We start from the raw sequence: 15,191 nt of genomic DNA on the forward strand, positions 1-15,191 counted from the left end.
CGTCAGGCCACGGCGGGGCGGTCCCGTACGAAGACCGGCTTGAGGTGCTTCTCCGGCAGGGCCTCGGGGAGTTGCTCCCAGTCGAGGACGTGGGAGACGACGCGGGCCGGGTCGACCCTGCCGGAGCCGGCCAGGGCGAGGGCGTCGGGGATGTGGGCGCGGACGTTGTCGCGGGCGACGCGGAGGGTGACGCCGGTGAGGTACATGTCGAGGAGGGGGAGTTCGCCGGGGCGGAAGTGGTTGCCCGCGGATTCGCAGATGCCCTCAGGGGCCAGGGACCGCAGCGCCAGGGCGAGTTGGTCGACCCGGCCGGTCGCCTCGACCGCGATGTCGAAACCGTGGTGGACGGGCGGGTCGAGGGTCTCGGCCGTGGCGGCGCCGAAGCCCCGGGCGATCTCCCGGTGCCCGGGGTCGGGGTCGACGTAGAGGACGGTGGCGGCGCCCAGCGCGCGGGCGATGTCGGCGACGTACAGCCCGATGCTGCCGCGGGCCACCACCAGCACCCGGGCGCCCGGCCGGTTCCGCAGGTGCGGGGCGACCAGGCGCCAGGACAACGACCAGTTGTCGCTCGCCGAGGCCATCGCCACCGGGTCGAGGCCGGCCGGGAGCGGTACGAGCATGGCGTCGGCGTAGGGGACCCTGACCAGGTCGGAGAAGAGGCCGCCCCAGGTGCCGCCGATCGGGGCGCCGTACATCGCCATGTGCGGTACGGCCGTGCAGTGGGCGGTGCGGCCGGCCCGGCAGTGGTCGCAGCCGCCGCAGCTGACGGACCAGGGGACGACCACCAGATCGCCGGGTTGTACGGCGGTCACCGCGTCGCCGGTCTCCACCACCCGCGCCACGCACTCGTGGCCCAGCGCGAAGGGCGGATCGAGGAAGCCGTGCCCGGCGAGGATCGCGGTGTCCACATCGCAGGAGGTGGCCGTCACGGGTGCCACGATCGCCTCCCCGTCCCCACGCAGCCTCGGATCCGGGACCTCGCGCCACTCCACCGTGTTGCGGGCCACGTAGGTCAGTTCACGCATCGGCCCGCGCACCCTTCGCCAGCGCCACCAGGTCGGCATGGCGGACGACCGAACCGCCCGCGCCCCAGGTGCCGTCGGGCTGCTCGTGGACCAGCACCCACACCCGCAGGGCGTCGTCCGCGGTGAGTCCGGCCGCCGTCAGGACGGTCCGGGTGGCCTCCTCGACCAGACCGGCCCGGCGGCGCTCGGACAGCGCGCCCGCGGGAACCGTGACGTCCACCAGGAAGCGGGGCGCGTCGTCCCCGGCGGTGGTCTGGGCGCCGTCCGGCAGTTCGACCAGGTGACTCCAGGCCTGGGCGCGGAAGAAGGGGGTGTCGGGCGCGCCCTCCCAGCGCAGCAGCACGGCGGCGAGGTCCCGCTGGACGGTCCTGCGGCCCTCTTCGGTCAGCGAGCCGGACGGGGCGGTGAGCCGGATCAGGGGCATGGGTCTCCTCCATGGCGAAGCAGCGGTTATGACGATCGTTATAGAGCGGGGTCACGCTAGACTATGACGAGCGTTATAGCCAGAGGCCAGAGGCCAGAGGGCCGGGGAGCCGGAGGGAGCGGAAGCTTGGCGAAGTCCAGTGCGCCGTCGCGGGACCGCATCGTGGCCGGGGCGGCCGACCTGATCAGCCGCCGCGGACTGAACGCCACGAGCATCCGCGAGCTGGCCAAACACGCCGAGGCGCCGCTCGGTTCGACGTACCACTACTTCCCCGACGGCAAGCAGCAGCTCGCGACCGAGGCCGTGCGGTACGCGGGCGCGGCCGTCGAGCGGCTGCTGCGCAAGGAGCTGGACGCGGGTCCGGTCGCCGGGCTGCGCGCGTTTCTCGGCCTCTGGCGCGGGATCGTCGTGGCGAGCGACTTCCGGGCCGGCTGCCCGGTTCTGGCCGTCTCCGTCGAGGAGCCGCCCCCGGGCGACGAGATCCCGCCCGCGCTCACCGCGGCGGCCGAGGCGTTCGACACCTGGGAGGGGCTGCTCACCGCTGCCCTGCGGGACCACGGGGCCGACCCCGACGAGGCCCCCGAGCTGGCGACCCTCGTCGTGGCCTCGGTGGAGGGCGCGATCGCCATCTGCCGCGCCCGACGCGACACGGCACCGCTGGACCGGGTCGCCCACCGACTCGAAGCACTTCTCGACGCCGCGCTCGACGGGCCGGTCCGGGGAACGTGATCCGGGCTGGAGGGGCGGCGGCGCGGATCAGCGGGCAGCGAGCAACGTCCGGGCCAGGGAGCGGAGTTCGTCGTCCTGGTGGTCCTGTTCTGAGAGCGGCGAGTCATGGATGAGGCGGAGCGGCGAGAAGGCGAAGCCACGAAGTGTGGGACGGAGCTCGTCCGGGACCCGGCAGCCGGTGGCGGCGAGGGCCTTGAGCGCGCGGAGGCCGACCGGAGTCGGGCCGACCAGCTCGACGAGGACGGGGACGGCGCGCTCCGGTGATCCGGTGATCCGGTGGAGGCATTCGGCGGCCGCCCACCGGGTCCACTCGTGCCGTGCCTCCAGCAGGGGCTCGATGCGCGGCAGCAGTGGAGCGGCTGCGCTTCCCAACGGCTCCAGAGCGCTCAGGTACCAGTGGGTCTGGCCCGTCCCGGAGAGCAGCCCCTCGAACGTGCGCAGAGCCGGCCGGACATCCCCGGTCAGCTGGGAGTGGGCCACGGCCGCCGCGGCGCGCAGCGCGAGGTCGGTGCTCCGCGTGGCCTCGCGGAGCAGGTCGGTGGTTTCCCGCGTCGCGATGCCGTTGTCCCCGAGCCGGCGGGCGGCGACGATGGCCGCCCGGCGGGTCCGGAGGCACGCGACGAGTTCCGGCTGGGCCTGGCGGGCGGCGGCACCGAACGGCGTGAGAGCCGAGACCAGGGCGATGCCCTCGTTCCCGGTGGCGCCTGCCGCCAGCTCCCGGCGGATCACGGGTATCAGCCGGTCGGCCGCCTCCGGGAAGTGCCGCGCCGCCGCTGCGAGCAGCCGGGCGCTCGGGCGGCGCAGTACCAGTTCCAGGGCGCGCGCGTCGCGGGCGTGCACCAGAGCGAGAAGCGCTGGCCCCGCGGTCTCCTCGCCGGCCTCCGCGTACCCGTGCAGCGCCTCGCGCAGACCGGCGTCCGGCTCGGGCAGCAGCTCGGCCCAGTGACCGATGGTGCGCAGACGGGCGGCAAGGGCGCTGGTGCCCCTCTGCTGCGCCAGGGCCGCCACGAGCAGGTCCAGCACCGCCGGCTCCCGGTCCCGCCAGGTCTCGGCGATCTTCTCGACCAGCCAGGAACCGCGGGAGCCGACGTCTCCGGCCGCGATCCAGTGCGCGGCCACGGCGAGACCGGCGTCCGGGTCCCCGGTGAGCAGGCGCCTCAGCCGCTCGTCCTGGGTGGTGGTGCCCGACCACGGGAAGTCGTCGTCCCCCGGGTCGGGGTCGGCGCCGTCCTCGGCGATCACGGCCGTCAGCTCACCCGGGTACGGCGGCTCCGACGGTGCGAGGGCGAGCACGGCCGCCGCAAGCCTGACCTCCGGCAGCGTGCTGTCGAGTGCCGCCGCGGTGGCCCGGCCGAACCGGGCCAGGACGACGAGCGCGTCCGCCCGCACCGACGGGACGGGATCAGTGGCGTACACCGCGTCGAGCTGCGCCACGGCGGAGCCCCGCTGTTCCGCCGGAAGCAACCCGGCCACGGCCGCGACCACCCGCAACGCCGCCCGGCGCACCCCCCGTTCGGTGTCCTTGAGGCAGGGCAGCAGCTCCGGGAGCACCTGGCAGAGCTCGGCGCAGACCGCGGCGACCGGACTGTTCGGCCAGTGCGGTGCGTCGGCGCCCGCCGGGTCGTGGTCGGCCAGGACCGCGAGCAGCATCAGCAACTCGGCGCGCTTGTCCGGGGCGTGCCGTACGGCGTGTGCGAGGAAGGGGACGGCGGGCGCCGACGCCGAGTAGACCGTGCCCTGGTGGTGGATGTTGCCGTACAGCTCGTAGATCGCCTCGTCGGCGGTCTCCCCGTCGCTGTCGTAGAGCGCTCTGATCAGCTCGGGGACGTCCTCGGCGGAACCGTAGGCGTGGGTCAGGGCATGCCACTGGACGCGGTCCAGCTCGGCCGGCGGTCTCATGCTCTGCGCTCCTCAGCTGATCAGGTGCGCAGACCCTATCGATCCCGGCACGTCACGCCGTGCGGCGCAGTCCCGTGACGAGCAGCCCGACCAGGCGGCGGGCGTCGTAGCCGGGGTCGTTCTCCGCGCCGATGCAGAGGTTGCCGACGCCGCGCATCAGCTCGATGGCGGGCAGGTCGGTCTGGATCTCGCCGGACTCGGCCGCCGCGTCGAGGAGCCGGGTGCAGACGGGGACCAGGCTGTCCAGGAAGTAGGCGTGCAGGGCGTCGAAACCCGCCTGGTCGGAGCGCAGGGCCGCGGCGAGCCCGTGCTTGGTGACGAGGAAGTCCACGAACAGGTCGATCCAGCGGCGCAGCGCGTCGTACGGGCTCGGGGCCTCGGCCAGCAGGGTCGGGCCGGCCTCGGCGCAGGCCTCCACCTGGTGCCGGTAGACGGCGATGATCAGGTCGGCGCGGGTCGGGAAGTGCCGGTAGATGGTCGCCGTGCCGACGCCGGCGCGGGCCGCGATGTCGCGCACCGGCGCCTCCACGCCGGACGCGACGAACGCCGCCGCGGCGGCTTCCAGCAGCGTCAGCTCGTTGCGCCGGGCGTCCGCCCGCCGGGGCCTGACCGACTGCTCCTCGTCCTTCATCGCGCGTCCTCCGTCGGGTGCTCCGTCGGGTGCTCCGACTGCCGTCACTCTATCGGGGCGTTGCGAAACGGGACAGTGTTCCGTATTGTCGAAGACACGAAACGGGACGTCGTCCCGCTTGTGTTCCGCGAGTCATGGGCGTCATGGGCGTCATGCGTGTCGTGTGAGGAGAATCAGCCATGCAGTACCGCACCTTGGGCCGTACCGGTGTGCAGGTCAGTGCGCTCGGGCTCGGCGCGATGAACTTCGGGGCGATCGGCCGGACCACCCAGGAGGAGGCGACCGCGATCGTCGACGCCGCCCTGGAGGCCGGGATCAATCTGATCGACACCGCCGACATGTACGGGCAGGGCGAGTCGGAGGAGATGGTCGGCAAGGCCGTCGCCGGCCGCCGGGACGACATCGTGCTGGCCACGAAGGCCGGCATGCCGATGGGGGACGAGCCCAACCACCGGGGCGGGTCACGGCGATGGCTGGTCACCGAGCTGGAGCACAGCCTGCGGCGGCTCGGCGTCGACCACGTCGACCTCTACCAGATACACCGTTGGGACCCGGCCACGAGCGACGAGGAGACCCTCTCGGCGCTGACCGACCTGCAACGTGCCGGGAAGATCCGCCACTTCGGCTCCTCGACCTACCCGGCGTACCGGATCGTGCAGGGCCAGTGGGCCGCCCGTGAGCACCGCCTGAGCCGGTACGTCACCGAACAGCCCAGCTACTCCCTCCTCCAGCGGGGCGTCGAGTCCCATGTCCTGCCCGTGACCGAGGAGTACGGGATGGGCGTGCTCGCGTGGAGCCCGCTGGCCTCCGGCTGGCTGTCCGGCGCCGTACGCAGGGGCCGGGCCGTCACCACCAGCCGGGCGACGATGCTGCCCGACCGCTTCGACCTCACCCTGCCCGCCAACCAGGCCCGGCTCGACGCCGTGGAGCGACTGGCCGCCGTCGCCGACGAGGCCGGGCTGACCCTGATCCAGCTCGCCCTCGGCTTCGTGACCGCACACCCCGCGGTCACCAGCGCCCTGATAGGCCCCCGCACCCAGGACCACCTGCGCTCCCAGCTCGCCGCCGCCGACACCGTGCTCTCCGCGGACGTCCTGGACGCGGTCGACGCAATCGTCGCCCCCGGCACCGACCTGGCCGCACACGAGAAGTACGACACCCCGCCCGCCCTCCTCGACCCGCCCCTGCGCCGCCGCTGACGGGCTCATGGCCGCACGGCCCCACGGGCTCCCGGGCTCCCGGCCTCACGGCCCCATGGCCGCACGGGCTCCCGGCCCCGCGGCCCCACGGGCTCCCGGGCTCACGGCTTCACGGCCCCATGGCCGCACGGGCTCCCGGCCCCGCGGCCCCGCGGCCCCACGGGCTCACGGGCTCCCGGGCAGGCGGCCCCCGGTCCTGCCCCCGGTCAGCCTCCTTCGCCGACCGCGCGATCGACGCCAGGGCCGTCCCGTGCAGCGCGGGACTGCCGGTGTGCCCCGCGTCGTCGATCACCTTCAGCTCCGCGTCCGGCCAGACCTTCGCCCGCTCCCACGCGGTCTTCAGGGGGGGCTGCCGATGTCCAGCCGGCCGTGGAACAGCACTCCCGGAATGCCGGCCGGAGGAGATCGTGAGGGCCCGCCGCGTCCGTCGGGCGGTCTCCGTACCGGCCCGCGTACTCGGGTCGGTCTGAGTATCCGCACTCTGTCCGGCGCCCGTCCCGGCCGGAACGCTGGGGGCATGGGACTTCAGAGGACCGTTTTCCGGGCGGTGGTGCCGGCACTCGTGCTGGCCGGGGCGTCGGTGGTGGCCTGGGCCGCCTGGCTGGGGTGGGACCAGGACCAGGACGTGCGGGCCGACGGGTCGGTCAGCGGGCCGTACGAGGTGTGGCAGGTCGCCGGGCTGGTGGCGACCCTGCTGGCTGCCGTGTGCTGCGCGGCGGCCCGGGGCCACAGTGCCGCCGCCGTGGGCGGTACGACCGTGGGGCTGACGCTCGCCGCCTACGTCGACTGGGCGGACGACGCCAGTGGGCTGTTCATGGTCGGGGTGGCGCTGGTCATGGTGGGGAGTTTCGTCGCCTCCGCCGTCGCCTCGGCCGTCGTGTCCGCCCTGACCGACACCCTGCGGCACGACTGGCCGCTCACCCGGTAGGCCACCCAGGTCACCCGGCAGGTCACGCAGTAGGTCACGCGGTCTACGCCGGGAGCGGCTGTTCCGCCCAGATCGTCTTGCCGGCGGGGGTCTGGCGGCTGCCCCAGCGTTCCGAGACCTGGGCGACCAGGAGCAGGCCCCGGCCGCCCTCGTCGTAGACGCGGGCCCGGCGCAGGTGCGGGGCGGTGCTGCTGCCGTCGGAGACCTCGCAGATGAGGGAGGCGTCGCGGATCAGGCGGAGGGCTATCGGGCCGTCGCCGTAGCGGACCGCGTTCGTGACGAGTTCGCTGACGATCAGTTCGGTGGCGAAGACCGCGTCCGGCAGGTCCCAGGCCTCCAGTTGCGCGCAGGCGGCCTTGCGGGCGCCGGCGACGGCGGCCGGGTGCCGGGGGAGCTGCCAGGTGCGGACCTTCGCGGTGTCCAGGGCGGAGGTGCGGGCGAGCAGGAGGACGATGTCGTCGGCGGGGCGGTCGGTCAGGACCGTGCGCAGGACGTGGTCGCAGGTCTCCTCCAGGGGCGCGGCGGGGTCGGCGAGGGCCCGGCGGAGCAGGCCGAGGCCCACCTCGATGTCGTGGTCGGCGGTCTCCACCAGGCCGTCGGTGTAGAGGGCGAGGATGCTGCCCTCGGCGAGCTCCACCTCGGCGGACTCGAAGGGCAGGCCGCCCAGGCCGAGCGGCGGTCCGGCCGGGAGGTCGAGGAGGCGGACCTCGCCGTCGGGGGTGACCAGGGCGGGCGGCGGGTGACCGGCGCGGGCCATGGTGCAGCGGCGGGACACCGGGTCGTACACGGCGTACAGGCAGGTCGCGCCGACGTCCCCGGACGACGCCGTATCCGCCCGGCCGGGCGCCTCCGGGCCCTCCTCGCGGTCGAGCCGGATGACCAGGTCGTCCAGCTGGGTGAGGAGTTCGTCTGGGGCGAGGTCGACGTCCGCCAGCGTCCGGACCGCTGTCCGCAGGCGGCCCATGGTGGCCGAGGCGCGGATGCCGTGGCCGACGACGTCGCCGACGACCAGGGCGACCCGGGCACCGGAGAGCGGGATCACGTCGAACCAGTCGCCGCCGACGTCGGCGCCGGACCCGGTAGGCAGGTAGCGGTAGGCCACCTCCGTCGCCGCCAGGCCCGGTGGCCGGCCGGGCAGCAGGCTGCGCTGCAGGGCGAGCGCGGTGCGGCGTTCGCGGGTGTAGCGGCGGGCGTTGTCCACGCTCACGGCGGCCCTGGCGACGATCTCCTCCGCGAGCCGCTGGTCGTCCTCGGTGAACGACTCGGGCGTGCGGTGCCGCAGGAAGTGGACGAGGCCGAGGGTGACGCCCCGGGCCCGCAGCGGGACCATCAGCACCGAGTGGATCCGGTGCCGGGCGACGGACTCGGCGCGGGCCTGGGAGGTCCTGAGCCACTCCTGCATGCCGGGGTCGCCGGGCCGGTGACGGGTGCCGTGGCCGGCCAGCAGCGTCCGCATCGGAGGCGTGTTCACCGGGTAGCGGAACGCGTCGCCGGGGTCGGCCACGGACTCCGGGCAGCCCGCCAGCACCGAGCGCTGGGCCGTCCGGCGCACGGCGACCGGTTCGCCCGGTGTCAGGGGCTCCGGCTCGTCGCCGAGGGCGACGGACTCCAGCAGGTCGACGGTGACGAAGTCCGCGAAGCCGGTGACGGCCACCTCGGCCAGTTCCTCGGCGGTGCGGGTCACGTCCAGGGTGGTGCCGATGCGCATGCCGGCGTCGTTGAGGACGGCCAGGTGGCGGCGGGCCCAGTACTGCTCCGTGGTGTCGAAGACGACCGCGGACAGGCCCTGCACGGCGCCGGTCTCGTCCGTCAGCGCGGAGAAGTACATCGACCAGGAGTGCTCCCGGATCTCGCCGGGCGCCTGGCTCTGCTCCTCGAGGAACATCCGCTTCCCGGTGCGCAGGACCTCCCGCTGGAGGCGGTCGTACTCCATCCACGGCTGTCTGGCCTCGATCTCCGAGAGGGTCTTGCCCCGCATCTCCTCCACGGGCAGGCCCATGATCCGGGTCATGGCGTCGTTGGCGGAGACGAGCCGGGCCGCCCGGTCGTAGATCGCCACCGGCATCGGCAGCTGGGCGAGCGTGAGGTCCCACAGGGGATCCGCCCCGGGCTGGTCCCGTCCGGACAGGGACGCCGGCACGGCACCGGTCACCAGCCACAGCGGGCGGCCGGTGCCGGCGTCGAGCGGAATGCCCCGGAGGTGTGCGACGATCCGGTCGCCGTTGCGGTGCAGCAGCGCCACCTCGGTGGACCAGCGCCGCCCGTCGGTGAGGTGGCGGCGCGCGGACACGGGCAGGTCGGTGGCGAGCAGGGTCTGCACCGAGCGGCCGACGACCTCGGCGGGCTCGTACCCGAGCAGCCGCCGGGCACCCGTGCTCCACACCAGGACCGCCCCGTCGGCGTCGACGACGACGGCCAGGTCCTCCGGTACGCGACCGTCCATGGTGCCTCCGGCTGTGCGGGTACCCCTCCCAGGATCGCGCCGCGCCGTGCCCCCTTCAACCGACGGTGCTCCCGGTCCGGGCCGCCGGGCCGTGCCTAGGCCCGCCCCCGGGCCGCCACGGTCCGGCGGGCCAGTGCGTCGAAGACCACCGCGATGAGCAGGACCCCGCCGGTGATCATGAACTGGACCGAGGGCTGGACGCCCAGCAGGGCCATGCCCGAGGCGATCGACTGGATGATGAGGACGCCCAGCAGCGCCGACCAGGTCGAGCCGCGGCCGCCGAAGAGGCTGGTGCCGCCGATGACGGCGGCGGCGATCGCGTTGATCAGCAGCATGCCGGAGCCCGCCACCGGGGTCGCGGAGGTGAGCCGGGAGGCCACGAACAGGCCGCCGGCCGCGGCCAGCGCGCCCGAGACCAGGAACACCGAGACCCGTACCCGGGCCACGTTGACGCCCGCTCTCAGGGCCGCCTCCGCGCCGCCGCCCAGGGCGTGCACCTGCCGGCCGTAGGTGGTGCGGCGCAGCAGGAGGTCGGAGGCGACCAGGACGGCGAGGAAGACGAGGAGGGCGAGGGGGAGGCCCTCGAACCGGGCCAGGACGTACGCGGCGGCGAAGGCGGCCACGGCGAGCAGGGCCGTACGGCCCCAGACCTCGGCCGCCGGGCGGCACGGCATCCCGGCGGCGGCGCGCCGGCCGCGGTCGTGGAGGGAGACGCCGAGGTAGGCCGCCGTGGCGAGCGCCGCCAGGCCGTAGGTGGCGCCGGCGGTCGTGAAGTGGCGGCTGGTGAGCATGGCGACGAGACCGTCCCCGCTGAAGCCGATGGAACCCTCGGTGCCCAGCAGGTAGAGCATCAGACCGTTCCAGGTCAGCAGCCCCGCGAGGGTCACCACGAAGGCCGGGACCCCGGTCTTGGTGAAGACGAACCCGTGGAAGGCCCCGGCCGCCCCGCCCACCGCCACCGCGACCAGCACGGCGAGCCCCTCCGGCATCCCGTGGTTCACGTTCAGCGTCGCGAACAGGGCGCCCGACAGGCCGGCGAGCGAGCCGACCGACAGGTCGATCTCGCCGATCAGCAGCACGAAGACGACACCGACGGCGACCAGGCCGGTCCCCACGATGTCCACGCTGAGCACGGACAGGTTGCGCGGCGAGAGGAAGTTCGCGTTGAGGGCCTGGAAGACCGCCCAGATCACGGCGAGGGCGAGCAGCACCGGCGCCGGGCCGAGGCCGCCCTCGTGCAGTCGGCGTTGGGCGGTACCCGCGCAGTCCCTGAGCCGTCCGGAGGGCCGCCCGCTCACGACCATCGCTCCTCCGGGTCCGCCGAGGGACGGTCCCGGCCGGAGCGGTCCGAGGCACCCGTGACGGAGGCGATGATCTGCTCCTGGGACGTCACGCCCACGTCGAAGAGACCGTTGTTGCGGCCGAGGCGCAGTACGGCGACCTGGTCGGCGACGGCCTTGATGTCCCCCATGTTGTGGCTGATCAGCAGCACCCCGGTGCCCCGGTCGCGGAGTTCCTCGACGAGGTCGAGGAACTGGTTGGTCTGTTCGATGCCCAGGGAGGCGGTGGGTTCGTCGAGCAGCAGCAGCCGCGGCGCGCTGAGGAACGAGCGGGTGATCGCGACGACCTGCCGCTGGCCGCTGGACAGGGTGGCGAGCGGCGCCCGCACGTCGGGGATGTCGATGGGCAGGGTCCGCAGCAGCTCACGGGTGCGGCGCTCCATCTCGACCTCGTCGAGGACGCCGTAGCGGTGGATCTCCGAGCCGAGGAAGAGGTTGCCTACGACGTCGAGGTTCCCGCACATCGCGAGGTCCTGGTAGACGGTCGCGATCCCGAGGGCACGGGCGTCGTGCGGGCGCCTGATCTGGACGGGACGCCCCTCCCACAGGATGACGCCCCGGTCCGGGGAGAGGACCCCCGAGATCACCTTGACCAGTGTGGACTTGCCGGCGGCGTTGCCGCCGACCAGGGCGACCACCTCCCCGGCCCGGATCTCCAGCTCGACGTCGGCCAGTGCCTGGACGGCGGCGAAACGTTTGGAGACGCCGCGCAGCGCCAGCAGCGGCTGAACCAAGGGGCCACCTCCTTCCTCCGCGAGGCGTCAGGTGAGTCCGGCCCGGGCACAGGCGGACCGGAGCTTGGGGATGCATATCTGGTCGATGGTGTATATACCGTCCTTTACCAGAGTGTCCTTGATCGTGCCGACCGTCACCGAGGACGACGGCAGCAGCACCGACGGGATGCCCCTGGTGGTCGCGCTGTCGACGGTGGCGAGGGACCCGACCGGCTCGCCGCGCCCCAGCGCCACGGCCATCTCGACCGCCGCGTCGGCCTCGGCCCGGTAGGACTTGTAGACGGTCATGTACTGCCGGCCCGCGACGATCCGCTGCACCGCCGAGAGGTCGGCGTCCTGACCGGTCACCGGGGGCAGCGGCCGGACCGCACTGGCGTCGAGGGCGGAGATCGCGGCACCGGCGAGGGTGTCGTTGGCGGCGAGGACGCCGTCGATGTGCCCGGGGCCCAGGGCGGCGATGGCGCCGGTCATGTCGGCGAAGGCGTTCTCCGGCCGCCAGCCGGCGGTGTCGTACGACTTGCCGATCTTCACCTTGCCCCGGAGCACGGAGAGCGCGCCCTGTTCGAACCAGGCGGCGTTCGGGTCGATCGCGGCGCCGTTCACCATGACGATCTGGCCGCCGTCGGCCTTCGCGCCCATGCCCTTGAGCAGCGCCTCGCCCTGGAGCCTGCCGATCGCCGCGCCGTCGAAGGTGACGTAACCGGAGATCGGGCCCTGGGCGAGCCGGTCGTAGGCGACGACCGGGATGCCGGCCCGGTGCGCGGCCTCGACGGACGAGCGCAGCGCCTTGGGGTCGATGGCGGCGAGGATCAGGACGTCCACACCCCGGGTGATCATGGCGTCGAGCTGCTGCTGCTGGACGTCCGGCTCGGAGGTGGCGGCGACGGCCGGTGCCGGGCAGTGCGGGCACAGCTCCTTCAGCTTCCGCACGATGAGCGGCTGGTCGAACTGCCCGAACCGGGAGGCCCCGCCGCCGGGCAGCAGCACACCGACGCTGAGGCCGTCGCCGTCGCCGTGCCCACCCCCGCCGCAGGCACCGGTCAGCGCCAGTCCGGCGCCGACCGTGACCGCGACGGCCGCACGGAACAGACGCCTGCGCTTCGGAGCGTCGACACCGAGACCCATCTTCCGTTCCTTGTGGGGTTCCGCCTGAAATCACCCTCTATGGGGGTCTGATGTCAGGGTAGCCAAGCGGTCAGCCGGTCTCCTCCCGCAGCGCCTGGTCGATCGTGCCCAGCGCGGCGGTCAGCCGGATGTAGTCGTCGGCGGCCAGCGGCCGGACGAAGAACTCCTCGACCACCCGGGCGTGCACGGCCGCCGCGCCCAGGAACACCGTGCGCCCCTCGTCGGTCGGCTCCACCAGCGCCACCCGCCGGTCTCCGGGGGACGGCGCGCGCCGGACAAGACCGGCCTCCTCCATGCGGTCGATCAGCCGGGTGGTGCCGCTGCTGGTGAGGGTCAGATCGTCGGCCAACTGCCGCTGGGAAACCTCCTCGCCGGGCCGGCGGCAGAGCCGTATCAGCACCTCCAGCATGGTGTGGCTGATCCCGCATTCGCGGCGCAGCGCGCTGTCGATGCGCTGCTCCAGCCGGGTGGCGGACTTGATCAGCAGCCCGAAGTCCCGGACGAGCGGGCTGTTGGCGGCGCGGGCGGCGGCTTCGTCGTCGTGCTGGGGTGTGGGGTTCATCGCCGGCGACTTTACTGCGATCGCAGCCACTGCCACGGCAGTCGCCGCCGTCTCAATCGCTGATCAATCAATTGCTGACTAGTCAATGAAATCGTACGGTGGAGGAGCACCCGCGAAACGAGAGGAAGGCGGACCCGTGGATCTGCAGCACTGGCTCGGCCGAGCCACCGAAGCGATACAGGAGTGGGCCGACACCTTCGGCCCCTACCGCTCCCACCCGTCCCTCGACGTCGCCGACGACCGCTTCGCGCCGGTCTTCGCGGAGTTCACGGACCGGCTGAAGGACAACTACCCCTTCTTCCACCCGCACTACGCGGGCCAGATGCTCAAGCCCCCGCACCCCGCCGCGGTGGTCGGCCACCTCACCGCGATGCTGATCAACCCCAACAACCACGCCCTGGACGGCGGCCCCGCCACCGCGGCGATGGAACGCGAGGCGGTCGCGCAACTCGCCGCGATGTTCGGCTACGACGCCCACCACCTCGGCCATCTCACCACCAGCGGCACCATCGCCAACCTCGAAGCCCTCTTCGTCGCCCGCGAACTCCACCCCGGCCGGGGCGTCGCACACAGCGCCGACGCGCACTACACGCACGGCCGCATGTGCCACGTCCTGGACATGACCAGCCACCCCGTCCGCACCGACGACCGGGGCCGGATGGATGTCGACGCGCTGGCGGACGTGCTGGAGACCGGTGACGTCGGCACCGTCGTCGTCACCGCCGGCACCACCGGGCTCGGCGCCGTCGACCCCGTCCACGAGATCCTGCCGCTCGCCGAGCGGCACGGCGTCCGCGTCCACGTCGACGCGGCCTACGGCGGCTTCTTCACGCTCCTCGTCGGCGCCGACGGCCCCGAGGGGCTGGAGCCCGAGCCCTGGCGGGCCCTCGCCCGGGCCGACTCGATCGTCATCGACCCGCACAAGCACGGGCTCCAGCCGTACGGCTGCGGGGCCGTCCTCTTCCGCGACCCCGAGGTCGGCCGCTTCTACCTGCACGACTCGCCTTACACCTACTTCACCTCCGGCGAGCTCCACCTGGGCGAGATCAGCCTGGAGTGCTCCCGCGCCGGTGCCGCGGCGGCGGCCCTGTGGCTCACCTTCCGGCTGCTGCCGCCCACGCCCGACGGCCTCGGCAAGGTGCTGGCGGCCGGGCGCCGGGCCGCCCTGCGCTGGGCGGACCTGATCGAGGCGTCGGACGCCCTGGAGCTCTACCAGCGACCCCAACTGGACATCGTCAGCTACTTCCCGGCCACCGAGCCGGCCGCCCTCACCGCGATCGACGCCGCCTCCGCCCGCGTCCTGGCCGACGGCATGACCGCACCCGACCCGGTCTTCCTCAGCACCCTCAAGGCCGACCGCGCCGCCTTCACCGTCCGCCACCCCAAGATCACGGCGGACGCGGAGGGCGCCCGGATCCTGCGCAGCGTACTCATGAAGCCGGAGTCGGAGGACCACGTCGAGGACCTGCACGAGCGGGTGCAGCGGCTGGTCACACACCCGAGCGGGCCGCGGGAGTCCGGCCGGTAGTCCGGCCGCGGATTTCCGGAGCGCGGATCTCCTGTACGCAGCTTTCCTGCTGACCGGGGGCGGGTCAGCCGCCGTCCGTCGCGTGCCCTGCCTGTTCGGCGAACCCGAGTTCGCGCAGCGCGGTGCGCAGGCGGGCCGCGGCGTCGTCCAGCGCGGCCTCGTCCTTCTCGACGGCGGCCCGGGTGAAGTCGAGTTCGGCCATGCCCCAGGCGGGCGCGACATGGATGTGCAGATGCGGCACCTCGAAGCCCGCGATGACCAGTCCGGCCCGGGGCGCGTCCCAGGCGCGCCGCACCCCGCGGCCGATCGCCTGGGCCACGGTGACGCAGCGGGCCAGCAGTTCGCCGTCCGCGTCGGTCCACTGGTCCACCTCCCGCCGGGGCACCACCAGGGTGTGCCCCGGGGTGAGCGGGGCGATGCTGAGGAACGCGGCGACCTCGGGGTCCTGCCAGACGAAGCGGGCGGGCAGTTCTCCGGCGAGGATCCGGGAAAAGAGCGTCGGCATGCGGTGAGTATCCTCCCCGGGAGCCGGGAGCCGGGAGCCGGGAGCCGGGAGCCGGGAGCCGGGAGCCGGGAGCCGGGAGCCGGGAGCCGGGAGCCGGGAGCCGGGAGCCGGGAGCCGGG

At 73.7% G+C, this 15,191-nt stretch carries 14 protein-coding genes and 1 pseudogene; 4 read left to right on the top strand and 11 right to left on the bottom strand.

Translation table 11 applies throughout. The features are described from left to right. Window positions 1-2: 2 nt before the first annotated feature. Window positions 3-1,025: a zinc-binding dehydrogenase gene (locus ACGF5O_RS18870; RefSeq protein WP_393810978.1), complete on the bottom strand. Its 1,023-nt coding sequence runs from the start codon at window positions 1,023-1,025 to the stop codon at window positions 3-5. Continuing rightward, the gene (locus ACGF5O_RS18875; RefSeq protein WP_393810979.1) at window positions 1,018-1,449 is read right to left on the bottom strand and encodes a 4-oxalocrotonate tautomerase family protein; all 432 of its coding nucleotides are present in this window, start codon (window positions 1,447-1,449) and stop codon (window positions 1,018-1,020) included. Before ACGF5O_RS18875 ends, ACGF5O_RS18870 begins: the two co-directional genes overlap by 8 nt. A 126-nt stretch (window positions 1,450-1,575) precedes the next feature. Here ACGF5O_RS18875 and ACGF5O_RS18880 point away from each other — a divergent pair, with 126 nt between their 5' ends. After that, entirely contained in the window at window positions 1,576-2,178 is a 603-nt protein-coding gene (locus ACGF5O_RS18880; protein WP_393810980.1) for a TetR/AcrR family transcriptional regulator, read from the top strand. Window positions 2,179-2,205: 27 nt separating this feature from the next. Here ACGF5O_RS18880 and ACGF5O_RS18885 read toward each other — a convergent pair whose 3' ends face one another. Together ACGF5O_RS18885 and ACGF5O_RS18890 are read right to left on the bottom strand one after the other, a co-directional pair. Continuing rightward, window positions 2,206-4,077 (bottom strand): hypothetical protein, encoded by a 1,872-nt coding sequence (locus ACGF5O_RS18885; protein WP_393810981.1) that lies wholly within the window; start codon window positions 4,075-4,077, stop codon window positions 2,206-2,208. Window positions 4,078-4,129: 52 nt separating this feature from the next. Further along, a complete protein-coding gene (locus ACGF5O_RS18890; protein ID WP_393810982.1) occupies window positions 4,130-4,708 on the bottom strand; it encodes a TetR/AcrR family transcriptional regulator in 579 nt (192 codons plus the stop codon). Window positions 4,709-4,887: 179 nt separating this feature from the next. Here ACGF5O_RS18890 and ACGF5O_RS18895 point away from each other — a divergent pair, with 179 nt between their 5' ends. Further along, a complete protein-coding gene (locus ACGF5O_RS18895; protein ID WP_393810983.1) occupies window positions 4,888-5,907 on the top strand; it encodes an aldo/keto reductase in 1,020 nt (339 codons plus the stop codon). Between the two features lie 223 nt (window positions 5,908-6,130). Here the strand turns inward: ACGF5O_RS18895 and ACGF5O_RS18900 are convergent. Continuing rightward, a pseudogene (locus ACGF5O_RS18900) lies at window positions 6,131-6,303 on the bottom strand (prolyl aminopeptidase); the annotation flags it as partial. Between the two features lie 121 nt (window positions 6,304-6,424). Between ACGF5O_RS18900 and ACGF5O_RS18905 the strand changes: the two are divergent. Then, window positions 6,425-6,835 (top strand): hypothetical protein, encoded by a 411-nt coding sequence (locus ACGF5O_RS18905; RefSeq protein ID WP_393810984.1) that lies wholly within the window; start codon window positions 6,425-6,427, stop codon window positions 6,833-6,835. A gap of 43 nt (window positions 6,836-6,878) precedes the next feature. On the opposite strand, the gene ACGF5O_RS18910 is transcribed toward ACGF5O_RS18905, so the two are convergent. The 5 genes from ACGF5O_RS18910 to ACGF5O_RS18930 form a co-directional block, all read right to left on the bottom strand. After that, a complete protein-coding gene (locus ACGF5O_RS18910; RefSeq protein WP_393810985.1) occupies window positions 6,879-9,278 on the bottom strand; it encodes a SpoIIE family protein phosphatase in 2,400 nt (799 codons plus the stop codon). A 95-nt stretch (window positions 9,279-9,373) separates the two neighbouring features. Beyond that, a complete protein-coding gene (locus ACGF5O_RS18915) occupies window positions 9,374-10,582 on the bottom strand; it encodes a sugar ABC transporter permease (RefSeq protein WP_393810986.1) in 1,209 nt (402 codons plus the stop codon). Continuing rightward, on the bottom strand, window positions 10,573-11,352 hold the full coding sequence (locus ACGF5O_RS18920; protein WP_393810987.1) for an ATP-binding cassette domain-containing protein: 780 nt from the start codon (window positions 11,350-11,352) through the stop codon (window positions 10,573-10,575). The genes ACGF5O_RS18915 and ACGF5O_RS18920 overlap by 10 nt, the downstream gene beginning before the upstream one ends. A 27-nt stretch (window positions 11,353-11,379) precedes the next feature. Next, the gene (locus ACGF5O_RS18925; RefSeq protein WP_393810988.1) at window positions 11,380-12,477 is read right to left on the bottom strand and encodes a sugar ABC transporter substrate-binding protein; all 1,098 of its coding nucleotides are present in this window, start codon (window positions 12,475-12,477) and stop codon (window positions 11,380-11,382) included. 70 nt (window positions 12,478-12,547) lie between these two features. Next, window positions 12,548-13,039, bottom strand: a complete 492-nt coding sequence (locus tag ACGF5O_RS18930) for a MarR family winged helix-turn-helix transcriptional regulator (protein ID WP_393810989.1) — start codon at window positions 13,037-13,039, stop codon at window positions 12,548-12,550. A 136-nt stretch (window positions 13,040-13,175) separates the two neighbouring features. Here ACGF5O_RS18930 and ACGF5O_RS18935 point away from each other — a divergent pair, with 136 nt between their 5' ends. Next, window positions 13,176-14,567 carry a pyridoxal phosphate-dependent decarboxylase family protein gene (locus tag ACGF5O_RS18935; protein WP_393810990.1) on the top strand — a complete coding sequence of 464 codons (1,392 nt, stop codon included), beginning with the start codon at window positions 13,176-13,178 and terminating at the stop codon, window positions 14,565-14,567. A 64-nt stretch (window positions 14,568-14,631) separates the two neighbouring features. Here the strand turns inward: ACGF5O_RS18935 and ACGF5O_RS18940 are convergent, their stop codons facing one another. Continuing rightward, a complete protein-coding gene (locus ACGF5O_RS18940; RefSeq protein ID WP_393810991.1) occupies window positions 14,632-15,072 on the bottom strand; it encodes an HIT family protein in 441 nt (146 codons plus the stop codon). Window positions 15,073-15,191: the final 119 nt, after the last annotated feature.

Origin of the sequence: Streptomyces sp. NPDC048291 (assembly GCF_043201715.1) — a bacterium.
Classification (GTDB): domain Bacteria; phylum Actinomycetota; class Actinomycetes; order Streptomycetales; family Streptomycetaceae; genus Streptomyces.

Excerpts from the sequence above, each read along its gene's own strand:
- ACGF5O_RS18870 (WP_393810978.1), bottom strand. The coding sequence starts at position 1,025 with ATGCGTGAACTGACCTACGTGGCCCGCAACACGGTGGAGTGGCGCGAG.
- ACGF5O_RS18875 (WP_393810979.1), bottom strand. The coding sequence starts at position 1,449 with ATGCCCCTGATCCGGCTCACCGCCCCGTCCGGCTCGCTGACCGAAGAG.
- ACGF5O_RS18885 (WP_393810981.1), bottom strand. The coding sequence starts at position 4,077 with ATGAGACCGCCGGCCGAGCTGGACCGCGTCCAGTGGCATGCCCTGACC.
- ACGF5O_RS18890 (WP_393810982.1), bottom strand. The coding sequence starts at position 4,708 with ATGAAGGACGAGGAGCAGTCGGTCAGGCCCCGGCGGGCGGACGCCCGG.
- ACGF5O_RS18895 (WP_393810983.1), top strand. The coding sequence starts at position 4,888 with ATGCAGTACCGCACCTTGGGCCGTACCGGTGTGCAGGTCAGTGCGCTC.
- ACGF5O_RS18905 (WP_393810984.1), top strand. The coding sequence starts at position 6,425 with ATGGGACTTCAGAGGACCGTTTTCCGGGCGGTGGTGCCGGCACTCGTG.
- ACGF5O_RS18910 (WP_393810985.1), bottom strand. The coding sequence starts at position 9,278 with ATGGACGGTCGCGTACCGGAGGACCTGGCCGTCGTCGTCGACGCCGAC.
- ACGF5O_RS18915 (WP_393810986.1), bottom strand. The coding sequence starts at position 10,582 with ATGGTCGTGAGCGGGCGGCCCTCCGGACGGCTCAGGGACTGCGCGGGT.
- ACGF5O_RS18925 (WP_393810988.1), bottom strand. The coding sequence starts at position 12,477 with ATGGGTCTCGGTGTCGACGCTCCGAAGCGCAGGCGTCTGTTCCGTGCG.
- ACGF5O_RS18930 (WP_393810989.1), bottom strand. The coding sequence starts at position 13,039 with ATGAACCCCACACCCCAGCACGACGACGAAGCCGCCGCCCGCGCCGCC.
- ACGF5O_RS18940 (WP_393810991.1), bottom strand. The coding sequence starts at position 15,072 with ATGCCGACGCTCTTTTCCCGGATCCTCGCCGGAGAACTGCCCGCCCGC.